This window comes from Candidatus Zixiibacteriota bacterium (assembly GCA_014728145.1).
GTDB lineage: Bacteria > Zixibacteria > MSB-5A5 > JAABVY01 > JAABVY01 > WJMC01.
Map to the genome: position 1 here is coordinate 1 of WJMC01000183.1, position 21354 is coordinate 21354.

The 21354-nt window shown below is 50.0% G+C and carries 16 protein-coding genes; 5 read left to right on the forward strand and 11 right to left on the reverse strand.

The window, feature by feature from the left end; genetic code table 11:
• Positions 1-329 precede the first annotated feature (329 nt).
• Both GF404_10635 and GF404_10640 read right to left on the reverse strand, forming a co-directional pair.
• Positions 330-2126 (reverse strand): ATP-binding cassette domain-containing protein, encoded by a 1797-nt coding sequence (locus tag GF404_10635; GenBank protein ID MBD3382637.1) that lies wholly within the window; start codon positions 2124-2126, stop codon positions 330-332.
• Positions 2116-3930, reverse strand: a complete 1815-nt coding sequence (locus GF404_10640) for an ATP-binding cassette domain-containing protein (GenBank protein MBD3382638.1) — start codon at positions 3928-3930, stop codon at positions 2116-2118. The genes GF404_10635 and GF404_10640 overlap by 11 nt, the downstream gene beginning before the upstream one ends.
• Before the next feature lie 435 nt (positions 3931-4365).
• Between GF404_10640 and GF404_10645 the strand changes: the two genes are divergently transcribed.
• Positions 4366-4569, forward strand: coding sequence for a hypothetical protein (locus tag GF404_10645; GenBank protein MBD3382639.1), 204 nt, complete (start codon positions 4366-4368; stop codon positions 4567-4569).
• Positions 4570-4611: 42 nt separating this feature from the next.
• Here GF404_10645 and GF404_10650 read toward each other — a convergent pair whose 3' ends face one another.
• Both GF404_10650 and GF404_10655 read right to left on the reverse strand, forming a co-directional pair.
• Positions 4612-5490: a methyltransferase domain-containing protein gene (locus GF404_10650; protein ID MBD3382640.1), complete on the reverse strand. Its 879-nt coding sequence runs from the start codon at positions 5488-5490 to the stop codon at positions 4612-4614.
• A gap of 67 nt (positions 5491-5557) precedes the next feature.
• Positions 5558-6316, reverse strand: a complete 759-nt coding sequence (locus GF404_10655) for an RsmE family RNA methyltransferase (GenBank protein MBD3382641.1) — start codon at positions 6314-6316, stop codon at positions 5558-5560.
• Between the two features lie 118 nt (positions 6317-6434).
• On the opposite strand from GF404_10655, the gene GF404_10660 reads away from it, so the two are divergent.
• Entirely contained in the window at positions 6435-7616 is a 1182-nt protein-coding gene (locus tag GF404_10660) for a tetratricopeptide repeat protein (protein MBD3382642.1), read from the forward strand.
• 6 nt (positions 7617-7622) lie between these two features.
• On the opposite strand, the gene GF404_10665 is transcribed toward GF404_10660, so the two are convergent.
• The 3 genes from GF404_10665 to GF404_10675 form a co-directional block, all read right to left on the reverse strand.
• Entirely contained in the window at positions 7623-8423 is an 801-nt protein-coding gene (locus tag GF404_10665; protein MBD3382643.1) for a redoxin domain-containing protein, read from the reverse strand.
• 60 nt (positions 8424-8483) lie between these two features.
• Positions 8484-9395 carry an alpha/beta fold hydrolase gene (locus tag GF404_10670; protein MBD3382644.1) on the reverse strand — a complete coding sequence of 304 codons (912 nt, stop codon included), beginning with the start codon at positions 9393-9395 and terminating at the stop codon, positions 8484-8486.
• Positions 9396-9684: 289 nt separating this feature from the next.
• Positions 9685-11544 (reverse strand): hypothetical protein, encoded by a 1860-nt coding sequence (locus GF404_10675; GenBank protein ID MBD3382645.1) that lies wholly within the window; start codon positions 11542-11544, stop codon positions 9685-9687.
• 480 nt (positions 11545-12024) lie between these two features.
• Between GF404_10675 and GF404_10680 the strand changes: the two genes are divergently transcribed.
• Both GF404_10680 and GF404_10685 read left to right on the forward strand, forming a co-directional pair.
• The gene (locus GF404_10680) at positions 12025-12711 is read left to right on the forward strand and encodes a response regulator (protein MBD3382646.1); all 687 of its coding nucleotides are present in this window, start codon (positions 12025-12027) and stop codon (positions 12709-12711) included.
• A 277-nt stretch (positions 12712-12988) separates the two neighbouring features.
• Positions 12989-15889 (forward strand): TonB-dependent receptor plug domain-containing protein, encoded by a 2901-nt coding sequence (locus tag GF404_10685; GenBank protein MBD3382647.1) that lies wholly within the window; start codon positions 12989-12991, stop codon positions 15887-15889.
• A gap of 134 nt (positions 15890-16023) precedes the next feature.
• Here the strand turns inward: GF404_10685 and GF404_10690 are convergent, their stop codons facing one another.
• The 4 genes from GF404_10690 to GF404_10705 form a co-directional block, all read right to left on the reverse strand.
• Positions 16024-16878 carry an SDR family NAD(P)-dependent oxidoreductase gene (locus GF404_10690; protein ID MBD3382648.1) on the reverse strand — a complete coding sequence of 285 codons (855 nt, stop codon included), beginning with the start codon at positions 16876-16878 and terminating at the stop codon, positions 16024-16026.
• The gene (locus GF404_10695) at positions 16763-17620 is read right to left on the reverse strand and encodes a GTP cyclohydrolase I FolE2 (GenBank protein ID MBD3382649.1); all 858 of its coding nucleotides are present in this window, start codon (positions 17618-17620) and stop codon (positions 16763-16765) included. Before GF404_10695 ends, GF404_10690 begins: the two co-directional genes overlap by 116 nt.
• Positions 17621-17631: 11 nt before the next feature.
• Positions 17632-18042, reverse strand: coding sequence for a 6-carboxytetrahydropterin synthase (locus tag GF404_10700; GenBank protein ID MBD3382650.1), 411 nt, complete (start codon positions 18040-18042; stop codon positions 17632-17634).
• Between the two features lie 193 nt (positions 18043-18235).
• Positions 18236-19000 carry an SDR family NAD(P)-dependent oxidoreductase gene (locus GF404_10705; GenBank protein MBD3382651.1) on the reverse strand — a complete coding sequence of 255 codons (765 nt, stop codon included), beginning with the start codon at positions 18998-19000 and terminating at the stop codon, positions 18236-18238.
• A 98-nt stretch (positions 19001-19098) separates the two neighbouring features.
• Between GF404_10705 and GF404_10710 the strand changes: the two genes are divergently transcribed.
• Positions 19099-21354, forward strand: a 2256-nt coding sequence (locus GF404_10710; GenBank protein MBD3382652.1) for a hypothetical protein, incomplete at its 3' end; no start/stop codon positions are given.

The window sequence follows — 21354 nt, forward strand, 5'->3', positions numbered from 1 at the left end:
ATCGTCCCCGCCATAAAGACCAAGCCGCGAAACTGCCCCCCATGTTCCCCGGCTCGCCAATGAGAAGAATCAGTGCGCGGGTCCCACCCTGATAAATGCAGTGACCGGAATTGCCGATTCCCTGTCGGAACTCGAATAATCTACTCGGCTTGAAATATGCGAGTTCATGTTTGAGGTAACTTAAAATCACCCCTGCAAGAGTAATCATCGCCTGATATAATTAATGGTTGAGAATAAAAGAATAAAGTTGCGCATTTATGAACATTGTGCTTTATAACGCAAAAATCAATGCCGGGCTGAACATGGTTCAGCCCGGCAGATAATTACGATTATCCCGCAACCTGTTCTTTGAGCTGATAGCGCCGGTACATCCGGGCATAGAGTCGATTGCTTTCCACGAGTTTCTGGTGATCACCGCAATCGACCACCCGTCCATCTTCGAGAACATAGATCCTGTCGGCCTGTTCGAGTGTATCCGGTCGATGAGTGATCAAAATCGTGGTCAACTCCGGCATGACCTCATCCATCCTCGCCCACAGCGCAGCCTCGGTTGAGGAATCCAGAGCCGAAGTGCAATCATCCAAAATCAGTATCTTCGGCCTGCCGACCAGGGCCCGTGCCAAAGCCAGCCTCTGTTTCTGCCCGCCGGAGATCGACATCCCGCGCGTACCGATCATAGTCTCGAGCCCGTCGGGGAAAGTTTCGACTTCACCTTTGAGCTGTGAGACTTCCAGAGCCCATTCGATCAGATCGGAATCGATATCCTCGCGACCGAACAGGATATTGTTTCGGATCGTATCCGAGAAAAGCACTGGTTCCTGTGGCACATAGCCGATCAAACGTCGCAGGTTCGCCAGGCGGTACTTCTTCAGATCATGGCCGTCGAGGGAGATCATACCTCCAGTCGGATCGACCAGCCTGGGTATCAGGTTGACAAGCCAGCTCTTGCCCGCGCCGACCTTGCCGACTAATGCGACAGTGCTACCGGCGGGGATCTCCAGGTCGACATTATCCAGGATACGGCTCGAGTTACCGTTAAAGCCGAAACTGACCTTCTCGAACCGCAAGCCCTGCTCGATTTTGTCCACAGACAGCCGACTGCCGTTCTCGGTGACGACCGGGGGAACCTTCTCAAGTTCCTGCAGACGGTCGATCGAGACCGCCGACTGGCGCGATTTGACCAGAAACTGCCCGATATCGAACATCGGAAACACCAGGTAAACCGTATAGTAAACAAAGGCCACCAGTTTGCCAACGCTCAAACCGGCATTGATCACCATCAGGCCACCTGCCAAGACCACAATCACTACTCCGAACTGCCAGATGTAGTTGTAGAGCGAATCGATCACCGTGGAGGTCTTGATGGCGGCGATTTCGGCCTCGCGCCGATCCTGCAAAGCCTCTTCGAATTTGGCTTTCTGCGACTTCTCGCGCACATAGGATTTGACCACCCGGATACCTGAGAAACAAGCTTCCATGGTATCATTGAAATTCGATATCCGGCTCTGCAGATGATCGTATCTCTTCTCCAGAAGCGATGCGCTTTTGAAAAATATGATGATCAAAATCGGCAAAGGACCGGCCGTGTAGAGTGTCAGAATCGGGTCGATCATCACCATCATGCTCAAAGTGAAACTCACCATCAGAAGAGCTTCGTAGAGCCGAAATATTCCCGAACAGGCAAACCAGGCCAGTTTCTGTTCGACATCGTCGGTCATACGGGTCACCAGATCACCGGTCCTGAAACGATTGAAGAAATCCGGTCCCTTCTTGGTGATACCGTCGAATGCTTTCTGACGGAATGCCCAGTCCAGACGCATGTTCATCCAGGCCCGATGGCTCTGCACAAAAGCATACAGTAAACTGGCGATTATTCCCAGCAGTATCAGAGTCAGTGCCAGGGAAGCGATAACTGTCAGCCCCCATGACTGGCCCAGACCAATCAGCCATTTTGCCGCCGGATTGCCAGGGATATTGCCGGTCTTGACATAATCTACCCCGAATTCCACCAGGCGCGGGATCGAGACCTGAAAGGCAATCTGGATCGGCGTCAGAATCAACAGTACTGACAGCACATATTTGTAGGGCCGGTAATACTGCCAGAACCATTTTATTTTATCCAACATCTTTAATTACTCCATTATCAGCATGTTTAAACTGCAGATGGAACAACTTGGCGTAGTAACCATCCGCCAGGATCAAATCGGTATGAGTACCGCGCTCGATGATTTCGCCCCGCCGGATCACCAGGATCTGGTCGACATCCAGGATCGTGGAGAGCCGATGAGCGATCACAAGCGATGTCCGTCCAGCCATAAGCGTTTTCAGCGACTGCTGAATCAACTGCTCGGTTTCCGGATCGACGGAGCTGGTGGCTTCATCCAGAAGCAATATCTCCGGATCGGTCACCAGCGCCCGGGCAAACGACAGAAGCTGTCTTTCGCCCCGGCTGAAATTGGCACCCTTCTCCGACACCTCGGTTTTATAGCCGTTCGGCAGATTTTTGATTATGCTGTCGGCTCCGACCACGCGGGTGGCGGAGACGATACGCTCGTCGGTGATCTCCTCTGCTTCGAGTGCGATATTTTCGCGCACGTCGCAGGGGAAGAGATGGATATCCTGCAGAACCAGGGCGAATTTCCGTCTCAAATCGGCAATCCTCAGGTCGCGGATATCAATCCCGTCAACCGTTATCCGGCCTTTCTGGGGATCGTAGAACCTCAGAAGAAGCGAGATCACAGTAGTCTTTCCTCCTCCGGTCACTCCGGCTAAAGCCAGGCTTTTACCCTTTTTGAGTTCAAAGGAAACATCTTTCAGAGCCCAGTTATCGTCATTTTTGTATGAAAACCAGACGTTTTCGAAACGAATTGATTCCTTCAAACCCGACCATTCGACCGGATTTTCGGTTTCGTCCAGCCTGTCATCGTTGGACAAAAGGGCGAAAATCCGCTTGGCTCCGGCTACCGCCTTCTGAATATTGGCCAGCTGTTCTGAAGCCCTGAAGACCGGTTCAAAGGATTTCCAGATCAGGATGATAAACATACCGATCGTTCCTACGGTCATCGTGCCGGTCTGGACCCACAGAACCCCGAAGTAGAGCACACAGGCGATCATGACATATTCGAAGAAAAAGATAGTATTGAAGTACAGCACTACCGCGATATTGACGAATCTGTCATGCCGGAACTTCTGCAAATTGGCGTAATCGAGCTTTCGGCGCACATAGTCGCCACGGTTGAAAATCTGGACGATAGACATACCGTGCAAAAATTCCGCCAGGGAAGCTGTCACATACGCCATTCTCTTTCTGACTTCCAGAAACCTCGGAGTGGTTTTCCGCTCAAAAATCAAAGTCAATGTCAAAAAGAGCGGAAACACCAGGCCCAAGATCAATGCCAGCCGCCAGCTGTAGATGAACATTATCGCGTATATTCCAAGCACCATAAACAGGTCGCCGACGATCAGCACGACCGTGTTTGTGAACAGCATCCTGAGCGCTTCTGTGTCGGACTCAATCCGTGCCATCAGCTTTCCGACCGGATTCTTATCGAAAAAGGAGACTTTCAGCGAAAGTATATGGTTGAACAGCTTACGTTTGAGCCGGACCATAATACTCTGTCCAATCGTCTCCAGCTTGATCCTCTGGACGTACTGGAGGATAAGCACTCCGCATTGCATCAGGCCGATAATAACAACAGTCAAAAAAAGACCGTTGATATCATTATTAGCGATATTGACATCGACCGCGCGCTTGAGGAGGACCGGCCATGCCAGAGACATCCCGGTAGCACCAAATAAAAAAACCAAACAGATTATCAGTCCCCGGAAATGCTCTTTCAGAAATGGCAATAGTCTGCCGAACGCCTGTCGCGAGCTGATCTGCTTTTCGCGCGGATCATCTTGATCATATTCATAAATTTCAGTCTGCATTTTATTTCATCCGTCTAAAGTTAATGACCTCTTGCTGTTATCTTTCGCCGACAGGCATAAAAAAACCCGTCGAAAGCTTATTCGACGGGCCACGGCAACTATTGTGATTATTTTCACAATATCAATGCGATAGGCCCGCCCTTTCCATTTGATTAAGTGAAATGCTGTAAAAAGTCCGGGTTCTGCTCATGAAATAAAACCTCCTGAATATGCTCGTTTCAATAATATCGCATACTACGTCATATTTCGGCTCGGGTTGCAATATTATTTATTTTTTTTTGAAGTCAAGGTATTTTTCTGCTTGTATTTTGGTTGCTCGCATCATATTCTTGAGGTCAATATATAAATACGCTCTTTATATAGAGTATGTGATCTTCTTTGGCGACACAAAATTGACTGACTGATTCTGTCAGTCTACTGTATTATACTGTCATTATGACTGAAACTGAACGAGAATACAAACGGGAAATCGACAGGCTCTACAAGCAGCTCTATATTCTTTCGGACGAATTCGAGCGGCTTACGCTGATGGCTGAAGAAGAACCGGAAAAGTTAAAAAAACTGCATTTTAAGGCCTATACTCTGCGCGAAAAGATATTGTCCGAGTGGCTCGAACTGAAAAGCAGACTGGATGACTGAAGTGACAGCCGGCTGTCTCAATACAATATAAGTCTGTCCGGCTCAGTTCATCTTGCGGGCGTTCAGAAGGAAACTCATCGGGAGTTTCTGTTCGCCTTCGAGGAATTTGTAAGTTCCGGAGATATCGTGGGGGTATTCTGAAAACTCGGTGATCACAAAACAATTACTGATTGTACTGTTAAGTATATTTGATAATTTTTGGGTATAAGAGTAGTTCAGGCTACTTTCAAATTCTTCATCTCCGACAACGATTTTCCCGCTGTCATCGACGAAGGCATCGTCCTCGAAGTAAGAATAACTTAGCTTCTGAGGTTGATTCGGATCGTAGCTCTCCTCCTCCTCGGCCGCAAACATATACAGCACCGGATGGACTTCATAAACCATCAGGACACCGTTGTTTTTCAGCAAACGCGAGGCGACATTGAAAAACCGGTCCAGGTCAGGAAGCCATGCCAGCGTGCCTGCGGATACATAGACAAGGTCGAAACTGCCGTTGTATTCCGCGGATATATCGTAGACATCGGAGCGCACGAAATGACAGTCCTGGCCGGCGACACGGTTCAAGTCGATCGCGGTTTTGATGGCTTCGTCGGAGATGTCGAACCCAACCGCTTTATCAGCGCCGAGGTTGACCAGCGAAATCGTCTCCTGCCCGATATTGCAACAGAGCTGGGCCACATACTTTCCGCTCAATCCTATCTTGCGCAGTTTTGCTGTGGCCAGATTATCGAGTACAGAATAATTTGGTTGCCTGAAACTGGCGCGCAGATTTTTGCTCAGAAGTTGTCTCGAAATCGGAGTCACTTTGTTCCAGGCCCTCCGATTTGTGCTGGTAACAGCTTTTATATTCACGATGCATTCCTCCCGAAACTCGTCATCCAGAGGCACGGATTCGGAGTTTACAAGAAAAGTATCGGACATTTACAAAGGGGGTATTAGCGTTTAAGCTGAGCGAATATTGTACAATATTTATGGTTATTATGATCTATTACATATTCCGACCTGAAGCCGTAAAGACCTGCGCAATCACGGCCACGAGGGCATTCTCCACCCGTAAGATCCAGGGACCCATACGGATAAGCTGAAATCCCTGCGTTTGCATCAGCTCCAGTTCAAACGGCACCCAGCCCCCTTCCGGACCGATTGATGCTATCACCCTCGAGGGCAACGGCTTGAGAGAATCACACAATTGTTTCGGAACTTCCGGGTGAGGGCACAGGCAAAGGGGGTTATCCTTTTGAGCGCTTTCGATTTCCGGCAGTAAATCCTCAAAAAAGGGGCGGAAGCGGTGATGAATCGACACTTCCGGCAGACGGGTGAAGCCCCCCTGGCTGAGTCCCTCGATCAAAAAGCGCGTATAGTTCTGTTTTTCCAATAAGGGTGAATCGAAATAGCTTTTTTCGACCCGGTTGGCCCGAATTAAGTAGAGCTTTCTGACCGCCATAGAGGCTGAGGTCTGAAGCACTTTCTTTAGTGTCTGGGGACGTGGAAGGGCACAGATTATATCAATTTCCGGTTTTTGTAAGTTAACCGGACGGCTGTTTTTAAAATCGCAGTAGAGTTCAACTGCGGTCCTGTCGACCTGCCTGATTTCTGCGGTTGCCGACGGACCGTTGACCAGCCCGGCCGAAAGTTTATCGCCTGCCTTTAATTTTAATATCCGGTGGATATGTTCGGCACGGCTGTCTGTCAGGCGGTAGAGGTTGTCTGCACAGAGGTCGGCTTCGGTCAAAATTACAAGATTCATAGCATACCACTTAGATGTTCAAATTTCAGAATATCCTCATTTTCGATCATCTCTTGCCACATGAGATACTATAATATATAGTAAGAAGAAACAGAAGCTATAAACCGGGAATTTCAATATGCGTGTGGTAATTATAATTTTGAGTGTACTTTTAAGCTACGTTCTTTCTGCCGGCGCGGTTATGGATGCGGAAAGCCTGCGACAGGCCAAAGATCTCGCCAGTTCCGAGGGTAAGCCGATACTGCTGGAATTCATGCGGGAAGATTGCAAGCATTGCGCCAAAGCCCGTCGCGAAGCTCACGAAGTACCTGAAGTCAGCCAGGCTCTCGACCGGGCGGTTCACTACATGATCAATGTGCTCGAAGGCGAAGGCGGTGAACTAAAACAGAGATATGATATAGGCGACACTTACCCGGTTTTTGTGCTGACCGATTCCGAAGGCGACGTGATCAGCCGCTGGACCGGCTATTCCGGTTCAGCAGATTTCGTACGGCGCTTTAACTCGGCCATGAATGATTTAACTACTGTGCGCCAGAGAATTGAAGCATTCGAAGCATCACCGTCATACTCACAAGCGATCTTTTTGGCCAGGTATTTTACAGATACCGGCGATCACCCGCAGGCGGTCAAGTACTTCCGGGAGGCTCAGAAACTCAATCCAGCCAGTTCCGGACGCCATCGCTTCGATATTTTCATGAATTCCGCCAACGCGGTCTGGAAAGAACAATGGGATTTCGCTTATGTTTACCCGCCGGCGGACTCGATCATGCTGGCAGAACAGATCAACCTTCGCGAGGTCCTGCGCGTGGCAACTCTGATCAGCCGTCTCACCCGAAAATTCGATCGTACCGACAGCCTGGCGAAGTATATCGACCTCGCTCTTAAACTGAGCGCGGGGCAGACTGACGCCCGCACAGTGGAATCGCGAACACTGCTTCTGGCAGAGAAAGCCCTTCAGCTCGAGGGCGACACGGCGCGTGCCCTCTCACTCAAGAAGTCGACTCTCGGCAGTAACTGGGGACGCAATCCGAAAGTGATGTATGAGTACGCCAAGTGGTGCCTGGAACGTAAAGTCAACCTCCGGGAGGCGGAGGAAATCACTCAAAAAGTGGTCGATTTTACCCCGGAGGGCGAGTTACGGGCACGTGTGTACAATGTTTTAGCGGATATTCTCATGGAGCGGGGACGCCTCAAGGAGGCGGCCCAGGCAGTCGTAACCGCCATTGAAAACCATCCCGAAAATCCATTCTATGTCGAGAAGCTGGAAGAGCTCCAGGCCGAACTCGACCAGCAAAAATAGTCTTCGTTACTTGAGCTGTTCAATTGCCTCGAGAACCTCTGCCGGTTCAGCCCGCCGGCGATAATCTGAATCGACATATGCATAGCGGATGACACCATCCTGGTCGATCACAAAAGTGGCTGGAATCGGAAGTTCGCCTGAGCTGTCGCTGTTGTAAGCCGAGAGATCGATCATCGAACTCATGATCTCGGATGTTTCTTCGGGCAACTCGAACACGATTTTGTACTTTTTTGCGACCTGATTGCCCAGATCCGAGAGGACATGATATTGCAGGTCGAGTTTTTCCGAGGTCGCGAGCGAACTGTCGGGTTGTTCCGGGCTGACAGCCACCAATTGCGCGCCCAGATCATTAATTTTCGGCAGAAGCTCCTGGTAGGCACGCAGTTCGAGGTTGCAGTACGGGCACCATCCACCCCGATACCAGGTCAGAATCACCGGACCTTCAGCCAGCAGTTTTTCCAGGCTGATGCTGTCGCCGGTGGCATCCGGCAAAATAAACATAACCGCCTGATCCCCCACAGCCAGTGCGCTGTCCTCTATACCGGTCGACCAGACCTCGTCGATTCCACGCTGGAAAGCGTCGGCCACCTCCGGAGGGGCCTGCTCGATGAACTGCTCTTTGCGGGCCTCGAGCTTGCCTTTTAAAGATTGCTCTTGATTCTCATCGATCAGAGGCTTTTCGGCTGTCCCCGTCGATTCGTCTGCCGGTTTGCTTTCCGAGGTCTCCTGTTTGCCGGATTCACAGCTCTGGGCAAATAAAAGCGCGGCCGTGACTATAAATAAACCCAGCCCGACCGAGGTTAACATGACTTTCAGATCTCGTAAGCTCATAGTTATATCCCCCTGATATTATCAGATAAATTATCGTTAACGCGATGATTGATTCAAAAAATTTATAAGAGCGTCCTGGAAAAATTCGAACGCTTCCAGATGCGGGATATGTCCAACCCCATGCATTTCAATCAGGGTACAGTCCGGGATGGCGGCGGCGGTTTTTTCGCCCAGTTCGGGATACTGTCCGAGGGTGGCCAGGACCTCAGGAGTAACCTGCCCGCGTCCCAGCGTGGTACGATCCTCCTGTCCGATTATCAGCAAAGTCGGAACAGTCAGATTCGGAAACTCATACAGAACCGGCTGGGAATAGACCATCTCAAAGGTCTTGGCAGAGACCCATGCCAGGCGCGGGTATTCACCGCTTAAAGTCCAGCGGTAATGCACCTGGACATATTCCTCGTACTTGTCCTCCCATTTGACATAGTAAGTCTTGTGGTAGTCGCGAATACCTTTCTCGGTATAACCGAGAATGTTTTCGTAAGCTGAATGAACGCTGGTATAGGGAACCTTCAGACGATAATCTTCCAGCCCGATCGGATTCTCCAGGACCAGTCGTTTTGTCGTCTGCGGGTACATCAGGGCAAACCTGGTCGCCAGCATCCCTCCCATCGAATGCCCCACCACGGTGACCTGGTCGACATCCAGCTCTTCCAGAAGCTGTTTGGTATTGCGAGCCAGAAGGTGAAAGCTGTACTGGATATCCGGCTTGGAGGATTTGCCGAAGCCGACCTGATCCGGGACGATCACCCGGTAGCCCTGGACGGCAAGGAATTCGATCGTGCGTTTCCAGTAAGCTCCGAAGAAGTTCTTGCCATGTAAAAGCAGGATGTTTTCTCCATTGTATGTACTTATTGGCTGGATATCCATAAAAGCCATGCGCACATCTTCACCCTCCAATGACAGCTCCATAAACTTCACTTCGTAGGGATAATCGTAATTTTCCATGGCAATTCCGAGCGGTTCGGTGTCCTGAGCGATTTTGATTATACCGCTTGAGACACTGGCCGCGCCGGATGTCGCGGCAAATACAACCAGTATAATAAATACATAGATTAGATGTTTCACTATTACTCCTTAAATCAGCGTATTTCGGGACATTTACAATTTGATGTAACAACAGAGAAGCGTTCATGTTCACTCGAATTTAGTTCAATTTGGAATAGGGCTGGGTGGGTAAAAAAACCCGCCCGGAAAAACCGGACGGGTAGTTATAACAATTCAGATTAGACTGAACTTAGATATTGCAATCAAGGTAGCCGTCGCCGTCGACGTCGCACGGAGCGTTGCCGCCGGCAAAGGCATAGTTGATGATATAAACAGCGTCGGAAACGTCAACGCTCTGGTCGCAGTTGGCATCACCGGTAAAGAGCGGATCCGGAGGAGTACCACCGGCGAAGGCGAAGTTGATGATGTAAACAGCGTCGGAAACGTCAGAACTGCTGTCACCATTCGGGTCGCCACAGAGGTTGTTCGGCTCAAAAGCCGGATCCCAGACCATGCCGAGGAACCAGACATAGGTCCACGGAGCGATCCAGAGCTGATCTTCGAGCGGCTGACCCGGATCGTACGGCGGGAAAGCGCCGCGGTAATCGACTACATCGATGTTGCCGGGGTTGGCGGCACAGATATTCGGGCAGTCCACGTCGGTGATACCGGCGGTAGCAGCCGGGGATTCCGGTGAAAGCATCGGATTGAAGATGACCGGCGGGACATAGATGTCAGGCTGACCGCAAATCCAGGCAGGATACGGCGGGCAGTTGACAACCGGAGCCCAGTAATCCGGGTGCTCGGTGCGAGCGACGTCCGGATCGGTCCAGTTCGGAGCATGATTGTCATACATGATCATCGGGTCGATACCGAGATTGTTGTCTCTCCAGGTGGCACAGGCGCCGGGAGCGACATTGCCCATCATGATCTCGCCCAGCTGAGGATCGATCGGGCTGTAGGTATCAGGCTTTTCTTCCCAGCTGAAATCGTCGATAGTGTTGGCCTCGCCACCTTTGTAGAAGTAGTTGCCTTCAAAGGTCAGACGGCAGTCGCCTTCGACGCGGGAACGGGAATCTTCCGGAGAATTGGTCGGTCCTTCGATGTCTTCAACGCGGACGAAGTCCTTGTAGTGCTCGACAAAGATGCTGTTCAGGAAGTGGGCGCCAGCGTTGTCACGAAGACGGATACCGCGCTGATTCTGGTCAATACCAGCACCGATCGAGGTCAGGTTCCAGACAAACGGCTCGGCAAACGGGGTGCCATCTTCAGGAGAAGTACCGCCGTCATGCTCGCCACCGCTGTCGCCACCGCAGACAGGGCTCATGATCATCAGCCAGTACTGATGACAGCCACGGAAACCTTCGTCATAGTCGAAACCATCGTCGCCGTTGAAGGCGGAAACCAGGTACTTGGTGTTGACGTCGCCGCCAAACCATTCGTAACCGTCGTCGTAGTTGTTGAAGACTTCGCAGTACTCAACTGTAGTACCGGCGCCGACACCACCAAAGGTGATTCCGTTGATTTCGTTGGCTTCACCGATCTCGGTACCGCCGTGACGGACTGAGATATAGCGATAGACACCGCTGTTGTCGCAAACGTCCGGAGAAGTATCGCTGCCATACAGGCCTTTCGGATTCTGAGGATCGATACCTTCGATCTGGTTGGTACCGTCGGTAGTGTTGACAGTTGCCATACCAAGAATCAACAGACCGCCCCAGGTAAAGTTTTCGCAGAAATCCATATCGGTCGGATCGTCGACATTGTCGACAGTGCCGGTCATGATGATCGGATAGTTGCGGGTACCATTGGCGAAGATCTGACCTCCGCGGGCGCAGATCAGGGCCTTGGAATCTTCAGCGATTCCCGCCTCACCCTTGATAACGGTACCGGAATCGATATTGAGGACACAACCGGAATCCACAAAGACCAGCTCTTTGAGGATATAGACGTTGTCGTTTGTCATGTTGTAGGTCTGGTTGGTGGCCAGGCTGATGTCGGCGTCAAAAACGTCAACAGTCGGCTTGCCGGCTTCGGTCGTGAGACCGTTGGCAAACAGCATGGCCGGAATCACCATAATAGCAAGAAGCAACATAAAGGTGCGCTTCACAGTGAACCTCCTAAGTTAGTAACCTTGACTCATACCCAAATTCATAGTTAAACTTGAGCAACTTTTCCATTAATTTTAAAACCACTCTAAGAAAAAGAAAGTAAACCACACTCGAAAAAGAGATAAGTAAAAGCAAAGGGTAATTTGGTATATTTATTAGAAGAATTCCTCCTTTCAACGTTATGTCATTGAGATTGTATAAGTGTCATAACCTGCGTTTTTAAACACCCTTTTAAGTGAAACACAACTGTTTTTCCTCCTCAGTACACCGGCCAATTTAGTCTCAATTTTTAAACTAAAATTAAGTAATTATTAGATTTTGGTTATTTAAGAGGATCTCGTCTTGGAGGCGGGAACAGAATTTTTTGAGGAATTTCACAGACAAATAAACCTCTCACCTCACACTAATATTCTTCTAATACTTGTTTCAATTAATAGTGATAGAATAGTGTAACTGAATGTTGACTATGAAAGGGTGCAATGGCTAAGGAACATATTCTGGTGGTCGAGGATGAAGAGGATATCCTCGAGCTGATGAAATTCAACCTGATGAAAGAGGGTTACCATGTTTCCACCGCCGTGACAGGTGAAAAAGCCCTGCAGGCGGTCACGAAAAATCCTCCCGACCTTATTATTCTCGACCTGATGCTTCCCGACGCGGACGGCTTCGAAGTCTGTCGTCGGCTCAAGAATCAGCCCGATACCAAGCATATCCCGATCGCCATGGTGACAGCCAAAAGCGAGGAGTCGGATATCGTGGCCGGGCTCGAAATCGGGGCCGATGATTATATCACCAAGCCGTTCAGTCCGAAAGTCTTAGTCGCCAGGATCAGGGCGATCTTCCGGCGTATGGGGCAGGAGCCGGTCGATGAAAACAGCATCATCAAAATTCACGACCTGGTGATCCACCCAGGCCGTCATCAAGTCCAGGTTAATGGCCAGCCGGTCAGCCTGACTTCCTCTGAATTCAGGCTTCTGCATCTCCTGGCCAGCCGACCCGGATGGGTGTTCTCGCGTTACCAGATTCTGGATATGCTGCATGGTAAGGATTGCCCAATCACCGATCGCTCAGTCGATGTGCAGATTGTCGGCCTGCGTAAAAAGCTCAATGGGGCCTCGCAATATATAGAAACCGTGAGAGGTGTCGGCTACCGCTTCCGCGAATAGAAGACTCATCCGCCGTTTCTCTATGAAACAAACCATGAGCAGATTATCATGATATCGACATTAATGTAATTCTATTTTTATGCTAACAATGCTCTAACAGACGTGCTATATATCGGCTTTTGTTTTACGCGGGGATGGGAAATGGATTTGATAGCATCGATTTCATATAGATGTGAGAGCGCACCTGGCGTTCTTTGGCAGACCGCCTGCCATAACAAAGTTAGCAATGTATCCACACTATAAATAATAAACTCGGGATCTATTAACGGAGGATCGTATGCAGATTATTAAGAGCAGAAACAACATTTTCATCAAGACAGTGTTAACATTGTTTATACTAACAATGTTAATTGTCCCGGAGACGCTTTTGGCCCAGGGTTCAAAAAGCGGAAAGATTGCCGGAAGGATTGTCGACCAGCAGAACGGCGAGGAAATCCCCGGTGCCGTGGTTATTATCGAAGGCACAACTATCGGCGATAATACTGATTTTGACGGCAATTACCTCGTCAGGGATATCGAGCCCGGGACTTATAATATAAACATCAAGTGCGTCGGTTATGCCAACGTTATAATTGAAAATGTACAGGTAAAACCGAACGAGGTGACCAGGATCGATTACGCGCTGGTTTCCGAAGCCCTGCAGGGCGAGGACCAGGTAATTGAAGCGGAAGTTGTCACCAACACAGATGCGGCTCTGCTCAAACTGCGACAGAAATCAAATTCGGTTTCGGACGCGATCAGTTCCGAGGCTATTTCCAATGTGGGCGCCGGTGACGCGGCCGGTGCGCTCAAAAAGATTACCGGCGGTTCGATCCAGGGTGGCAAGTACCCGGTCATGCGCGGTCTCAGCGAACGCTACAACGAAACCCAGATGAACGGAATCAACCTGCCGACTCCGGATATGGAAAGAAAAGCTGTCCACATGGACATGTTCCCTACCAATCTGCTGGATAATATCGAAGTGATCAAGACCTACTCCCCGGACAAGCCGGGCAGTTTCACCGGGGGCCTGATCAATATCGGCACCAAGAGTTACCCGGAGAGCTTTACATTAAAGGTGTCATCCTCGACTTCTTATAACACCCAGACCACCGGCAAGGAAGGCTTTTTAACCTATTCCGGCGGCGATACCGACTGGCTGGGTGTCGATGACGGTACCCGCAGTACCCCGGAAATCATCGGCGCTTATAATCCCCCGCCGTCAACTGCCGAAGGCAAGTTTTCCAGCGATACCGCTCACTTGATCGAGGAGATGGCGGACGCCTTTGGAGACACCCAGTTTGATTTCGACAATGAGGCCCCGCCTACAAACAACAGCTATTCATTTTCGATTGGTAACCAGAGCAGTCTTTTTGGTAAAGAAGTCGGTTACCTGGCCAGTCTCACCTACAACCGATCCTACTCTTTTTACGATGAAGGCCTGGTATTTCGGAGAAAGATGGTCGGCCAGACACTGACCACCGAGCGTGACCTGATCGACAAACATGGCAGGGAAGAGGCGATCTGGGGCCTGATGCTGGGCGGTTCGATGAAGCTCAATGACAACAATGAAATCGGCATGAATTACATGCGCACCCAGAATGGTGAATCCAAAGCGCGTTATATCCGCGGGAAGGTTCCCTCTCACGCCGACAACAACGACTTCATCTCGCACGACCTGAGCTGGACTGAAAGAACATTGAAGTCTTACCAGATCAACGGTGAGCATTATCTCCCGGGGTTTATGAATTCTGCCACGATTACCTGGAATGGCGGTTACACCTATAACAGCCAGAACGAACCGAACCTGAGGCGTTTTACTTATGAAGCGGGTTACAACAGTGAAACCGGCGACAGCATCTACCAGATCCGGCCCAGCGGTTACCGCGGTCCCACCCGGATTTACCGCGACATGAATGCTGACAATAAATCATTCGATGTGATGGTGGACGTACCTTTTAAAGGTATCAACGAGCTCAGTGGTAAAATGAGTTTCGGTGGCGCTTTCTCGGAAAAAAGCCGCGAATACCGTAAAAACGAGTTTCTGTTCACTACTGGCAGTTATTATCGATTCAATGGCGATCCGGATGAGTTCTTCAATGATGACGAGACCGGACTGCTCGACAGCAATTACAACAGTTTTCAGGACAGATGGCAATTCGGGTTCGGACGTTTTTTCCACAACGCTTCCACCGATCGTCACAATTACGATGCCTCCGAAAAAATCACAGCCTTTTTCTGGATGCTCGACTTCCCGCTCAGCAACAAACTTAAAGCGGTAGGCGGTTTTCGTCTCGAGAACACGGACCTGTGGGTTCAGCCGTTGAACAACAACGAGAACGACCGCGGCGAGGTCAAAGAATCTGATATTTTGTCTTCTGCCAACTTAATCTATGCAATCAATGACGATATGAATATGCGCGGATCTTACAGCCGTACCCTGGCCCGTCCGCATTTCCGCGAGATCGCCCCGGTGGCAACCTACGAGTACGCGTTCAGTTATTACAATATCGGCAATCCGGACCTGGAAAGAACCTTGATCGACAATTACGATCTGCGCTGGGAATGGTTCATGCGCCCGGGTGAAATTTTTGCGGTCAGCGGGTTTTACAAGGATTTCCACAATCCGATCGAACGCGCCCTTCAGCATTCAGAGAACGGTAATATCACCTACCTCAATGTTGACGATGCCAGCGTGGTAGGTGCTGAGTTCGAGTTCCGTCAGAGGCTCGACCGGATTTCCAATGCGCTGAAATGGTTTATGCTGGGAGCTAACCTGACCTTGATCCATTCTGAAATTAAGATTCCGGAAAAACGTTTAAACGAACTGCGTGTATTCGATCCGGACATCGACGACACCCGTCCGCTCCAGGGGCAGTCACCGTATATCATCAATGTCGACCTGACCTACGACAACCCTGAAACCCAGACTGTGGCAACTTTGGCCTTCAACACGATCGGCAAGAGATTGTACCAGGTTTCAGGCGGTCAGACCCCGGACGTCTACGAAAAACCGGCCACTATCCTGGATTTCGTCCTGAAGCAGAAGATCTTCTGGGGCTTCGACCTCAAATTCAAGATGACAAATATACTGAATTCGGTTTACCGCAAGGTGTATGACTTCCAGGGTACTGATTACCTGCAGGAAGAGCATCAGACCGGTAAGACCATTTCGTTAGGCTTGAGTTACGAAATATAAATTAATCGATGGCTCCATTACGCGCCGCTTAAGATAGTGTGGAATCCTAAACGGACACCTCTGGAACCATCCCGAGTAAAGCGGAGATCTTAGTTGATTTCCGCTTTTTTATTGCTCTGCTTTTGAGTAGATATCTATTCTTCGGTCTTGGTAAGAGAGGTCGAATAAGGAAAGATGGTGATATCCTGGTACTGGACGTATCGTTTTGAAGTTACCACCATCAAAATAGCATCGGCGACATCGTGAGGCTCGATCATCCGCATTCTCTCTTTAGAATTCTCGTCGATATCCCTGCCCATCGTATTCATGGAGTGCGGAAATATATTTGTTACCCGGATACCGTAGGGTTTGAGTTCAATCTTGAGGCTGTCACCAAAACGGGCCAGGGCGCCCTTGGAGGCGCAGTAGGCGGAAAGATTCTCAAGCCCCAGCTTTGATCCGATCGAGCAGATATTTATTATCTGACCGCCCTTTTGCTTCTTCATCTGCCGGACAGTCTCACGGGTAGACAAAAAAGCTCCCTTAACGCCGACATCGAAGGTGAGTTCAAAATCTGACAGCTCCATCTGATCCACGGCACCATCTTTGAAAACACCGGCGTTATTGACCAGAATATCCAGCGAACCGAATTCTGATACAGCTTTTTTGACCAGTTCGGCAACCTGCTTTCCGTCGCGTATATCGGCCTGAACAGGAAGAACATTCCCGGAAAGGTCCTTTAACTCAGAAAACGCGCTTTCCAGTTCCTTCTCATTTTGTGAGGTCAGGACTACATTGGCCCCCTCCTCCAAAAACCTTCCTGCGATGATTTTACCCAGCCCACGACTCGAACCGGTTACCAATGCGGTTTTGCCTTTCAGGTTGTCTGACATATTAAGCCTCCAGTTCGACTTCCCGGTCGTCAGTAACAGGTTTTTCGAGGATTTCCTCGATATCCTGGCCGGCCTTGCGCTCTTTAACAAGATCCCGTTCGATAGAGGCGTAGGCATTGTGGTTGTGGATCGATTCCTGGTTTTCGGATTCGACCGAGAACCAGTCGATTCTCTTATCCGAAGATATCTTCGTGGTTATATTGCGAACCACATCCTCGACGAAAACCGGGTTATCATAGGCTTTTTCAGTGACATATTTTTCATCCTCGCGCTTCAGAAGCGGGTATATTTCGCAGGAAGCAGAAGACTCTACCAGTTCGATCAGCTCTTCCAGCCAGACCCACTGGTTGGCTCGCACACTGAGGGTGACGATCGAACGCTGGTTGTGCGCTCCCCGTTCGGAGATTTCCTTGGAGCAGGGACACAGTGTCGTAACCGGCACTTTTACTGTGATAGTGGGTTTGATATCGGCTGAACCATTGGCGACCGCCTCGATAGTGCAATCGTAGTCGAGCATCGCGCTCTGCTTCGAAACCGGAGCCTGACGCTCAATAAAGTAAGGAAAAGCCAGCTTGAGATGGGCGTTTTTTGCCTTCAGCTTGTCCTTGATTTCGTTTAAGATAGCATCGATATTGCGCAGATCTATCTCATGGTGATGACGGGTCAGCACCTCCACGAAACGGGACATATGCGTACCCTTGAATTCGCGCGGAAGGTCGACATAGATGTTGACCTGGGCTACGGTATGCTGTAATTGACGGGTCCTGTCACGCAGGGCGATCGGGTATTTCAAATTCTTGATACCTACCCGGTCTATATCGATATTGCGATTGTCGCGTCTATTTTGAACGTCTATCATTTTCTTTATCCTCACTCTCTTTTTGCTACCGCAATGTTGTTCTCAGTCTCAAACAGCTTGACTTTCTGCAATGTTCCGGCGGGCAGGTGATGGTCGAGGACCTCGTAAATCCGTCGGGCAAGATTCTCAGCGGTCGGAATTATTCCGCGTGTGAAATCGACATCGACGTTGAAATTGCGATGGTCGCATTTGTCGACGATCTCCTGTTTGATCACTCGTCCCAGATCCTTGAGATTCATGATCATCCCGGTTTCAGGATCGAGCTCGCCGGTTACGGTCACCTCCAGCGCATAATTGTGACCGTGACCATGCGGATTGGAGCAGGGACCGAAGATCCTGATGTTCTCCTCGTCCGACAGCTTCGGATTGTATAACCTGTGCCCGGCGGTGAAACGGGCCTTTTTCGTTATCTCCAGTTTCATAGTTCTCCTGCCGTCCAATTTACAACATTTCCGGGATTTTGCAAATCCGCATCTAAAACATCACAAATAAGTAGAGTATTAATATCACTGTTATAATCCATGTTGCGGCATAATTGTTCCGAGAGCCTGAATAATCTTTAACTATTGTATCGGAAAGAAAACGAGTTTTGTCAGTTAATTCAATCGGATGGTATCAGCCGAAAAGGCGCAGGTTTTCACCGCTCAACGGAGCGGACTGCTCACAAGCCAGGTACAGAACCGACCTGGCGACATCCTCGGGGCTCAACAACGGCTCCATTCCGGGAGGCGAGGCCTGGCGGAACATATCCGTATCCACACCCGAAGGCGAAACCTGGTTGACTCGGATACCGTACTCGGCCAGTTCCAGGGCCAGGATTTCAGTCAGGCCCCAGAGGCCGTACTTGGAGATATCATAGGAACCGAAACCGGGGAATTTCTGCAAACCGAAACAACCCGACAGAGAGGATATGTTGACAATAGTGGCAGATTCCGCTTTTCTAAGATAATTAATCGCTTCACGGCAGACTAAAAGCGGAGCTTTCAGGTTGAGGTTCATGACACGGTTAAAGACAGCTTCCGAGGTCTCCTCGATTTTTGCCTTCTCAAAAATACCGGCTGAATTGACCAGCGTATCGAGTGAGGCGGTGTGCTCGGAGACGAAATCGAAGAAGGATTCGATCTCCTCCGGGAGGGCTAAATCGACAGCCTTGATGTGCACCACTCCATCAGCACCACTGACCTCCCGCTGTAAATCCTCGAGATCCTCGCGACTGCGAGCGCAACAGAAGACCTCTGCCCCGTGGGCGACGAACAGTTCGACCACGGCCCGACCGATCCCCCTGCTGGCGCCGGTAACCACCGCTTTTTTGTCAAGAAGTTGTTGTTCCACAGCCGTAATTATACAGTGACAAACAGCATACGCAAGAACTTTCGCGATCGCACCCGGTTCCGGGCAGGCCGATTAGCGGTTGACAGCGGGATGTTGATCGCATATTTTTCAGCAAATTATCGACTTCTTCAGAAAGGAAACAATCCATGCGACACGCTTTAATCACGCTTTTAACTATCATCCTTTTGACAACAGTATCACTTTCGGCCCAGGAAAGCATACCGTTTCTGCGCCAGCCAACACTTTCACCCGACGGCCGTACGGTCTGCTTTTCCTGTAAAGGCGATCTCTGGCTGGTGCCGGTCGAGGGTGGTGTAGCCCAACGTCTGACTGTTCACCCGGCCGAAGATCTTCACCCGCATTTCTCCCCCGATGGTAAGCTGATCGCTTTCTCCTCTGAACGCAGAAATAATTTCGATATATACGTTGTGTCGGTCGAAGGCGGGCAGCCCCGCAGGCTGACCTGGTATGACGGCCGTGATATAGTCAACGGCTGGACTCCCGAGGGCGACTCGGTTTTGTTTTATTCATGGCGCGACCTTGGCTATGACCTGCATACTATCTCGCTCTCCGGCGAAACACCGGTCAACCTGACCGGAGGATACTGGGAGCGGGAAACTATGGGTAAAATCAGTCCAGACGGCAAAAAACTGATTTTCAACGACGGCTACACTTACAATCGCTGGTGGAAAGCCAGCCTCTCCGGACGTCATGACGCCAACATCCTGATGCTGGACCGTGAAGCTGATGGTTTCGAGCTGACAACTGTGGTCGACGACACTGGTGGCGATATGTGGCCGATCTATGACCAGTCGGCGGAGACGATCTATTTCGTGGCCAACCGCGACAGCCTGGCGAATGTATGGAAGATCGATCTGGCCAGCGGTCAGCAGACGCAAGTTACTGACTTTGCCGATGACGGCGTGCAGTGGCTCAATTCCAACCCGCAGATGACCGAGCTGGTTTTCGAACAGGGACAGTCTCTCTGGCACCTCGATCCCGAGGTGGGACAGCCTGTAAAAATCGAGGTCAGGCTTGACTCGGATTATAAATTCGATCCGGTCAGTTTTAAAACCTTCAAAGGCGATATCCAGGAATACGACGTCTCACCCGATGGCAAACTGGCGGCTTTGATCATTCGAGGTGAATTGTTTCTGATCCCGACCGATGAGCCGGAAACTGCCCGACAGTTGACGGAAACCCCGGAGCGCGAAAAAAATGTTCGTTTCGGATCGGACTCGAGAACGTTGTTCTACGCATCTGACCGCCACGGTAATTATGATATCTTCAAGTACGATCTCAAAACCGGAACAGAAACCAGACTGACCGACGCCAAACTGCACGAAACCAAGCCCCTGCCGGCGCCAGATGGTAAAAAGATGGTCTTCTATCGTGGTGTGAACGATATCATCCTGTACGATCTCGATAAAAACCAGCCGCTCGATTCAGTCAGCGGGCAGTTTCTTGATTTGCCGATCGAGTCATTTCTGGAATACGATTTCTCTCCCGATTCACGCTGGCTGGTTATGACGATGGCGGAGTACACACACGAGCCGAACATCTACGTAACCGATTTTGAAATCGAGCCGGTCAATATATCGCATCTTTATAACTACAATTATCGTCCCCGTTTTTCAGACGACGGCAAATTGATCTATTTTACTTCCTATATGCCCGAAGAGGCGGTTACCTACGAGGTCGAACTTCAACACGAACCGCAGGAATTTACCGAAGATAAAATCGATTCAGTGATCCTCGACCTGGGCAAAAAGGATGATAAAGACAAAGAAAAAGAAGACGAAGAAGAAGAATCCAAAGCGACGATCATCGATCTCGATGATATCCATAAAAGAGCAAAACGAGCATATTCGCTGAGCGGAAGTTCCTCGGAGCCGATTTTGACTCCGGACGGCGAAAAATACATCTTCACCGCTTCGCTTCTGGGCAAGGAGGAGATCTGGTCTGTCAAAACCGAGGATGGCGATCCCGACCTGACCCAGTTGACCCATTCCGGGCAGGGTAAGAGCCACCTTAAGGTTTCAGATGGTTCGAAGTCTGTCTATTATCTCGAAGGTGGAAAACTCAAGAAACTCGATCTCGGCAAAAAGAAATCCGAGACGCTCGGTTTCTCAGCTGAGATGAAAATTGTAATCGACGAGGAAAACCGCCAGAAGTACGAAGAAGCATGGAGCATGTTAAACCAGTATTTCTATGATCCTGAGCATCATGGAATCGACTGGGAAGCCGCCCGCGAAAAATATATACCGTTGATCGGAGCCCTTGAAACCGAGGATGAATTCATCCAGGTAGTCTCGGAGCTTATGGGGGAACTGCGCGCCTCACATCTCAGGATTTACCCAAATTATAAATCTCCCGACAAGCAGGTTCAATGCGCTCATTAC

Excerpts from the sequence above, each read along its gene's own strand:
- GF404_10635 (MBD3382637.1), bottom strand. The coding sequence starts at position 2,126 with ATGTTGGATAAAATAAAATGGTTCTGGCAGTATTACCGGCCCTACAAA.
- GF404_10640 (MBD3382638.1), bottom strand. The coding sequence starts at position 3,930 with ATGCAGACTGAAATTTATGAATATGATCAAGATGATCCGCGCGAAAAG.
- GF404_10645 (MBD3382639.1), top strand. The coding sequence starts at position 4,366 with ATGACTGAAACTGAACGAGAATACAAACGGGAAATCGACAGGCTCTAC.
- GF404_10650 (MBD3382640.1), bottom strand. The coding sequence starts at position 5,490 with ATGTCCGATACTTTTCTTGTAAACTCCGAATCCGTGCCTCTGGATGAC.
- GF404_10655 (MBD3382641.1), bottom strand. The coding sequence starts at position 6,316 with ATGAATCTTGTAATTTTGACCGAAGCCGACCTCTGTGCAGACAACCTC.
- GF404_10660 (MBD3382642.1), top strand. The coding sequence starts at position 6,435 with ATGCGTGTGGTAATTATAATTTTGAGTGTACTTTTAAGCTACGTTCTT.
- GF404_10665 (MBD3382643.1), bottom strand. The coding sequence starts at position 8,423 with ATGTTAACCTCGGTCGGGCTGGGTTTATTTATAGTCACGGCCGCGCTT.
- GF404_10670 (MBD3382644.1), bottom strand. The coding sequence starts at position 9,395 with ATGGAAAATTACGATTATCCCTACGAAGTGAAGTTTATGGAGCTGTCA.
- GF404_10680 (MBD3382646.1), top strand. The coding sequence starts at position 12,025 with ATGGCTAAGGAACATATTCTGGTGGTCGAGGATGAAGAGGATATCCTC.
- GF404_10685 (MBD3382647.1), top strand. The coding sequence starts at position 12,989 with ATGCAGATTATTAAGAGCAGAAACAACATTTTCATCAAGACAGTGTTA.
- GF404_10690 (MBD3382648.1), bottom strand. The coding sequence starts at position 16,878 with ATGCCTACGCCTCTATCGAACGGGATCTTGTTAAAGAGCGCAAGGCCG.
- GF404_10695 (MBD3382649.1), bottom strand. The coding sequence starts at position 17,620 with ATGATAGACGTTCAAAATAGACGCGACAATCGCAATATCGATATAGAC.
- GF404_10700 (MBD3382650.1), bottom strand. The coding sequence starts at position 18,042 with ATGAAACTGGAGATAACGAAAAAGGCCCGTTTCACCGCCGGGCACAGG.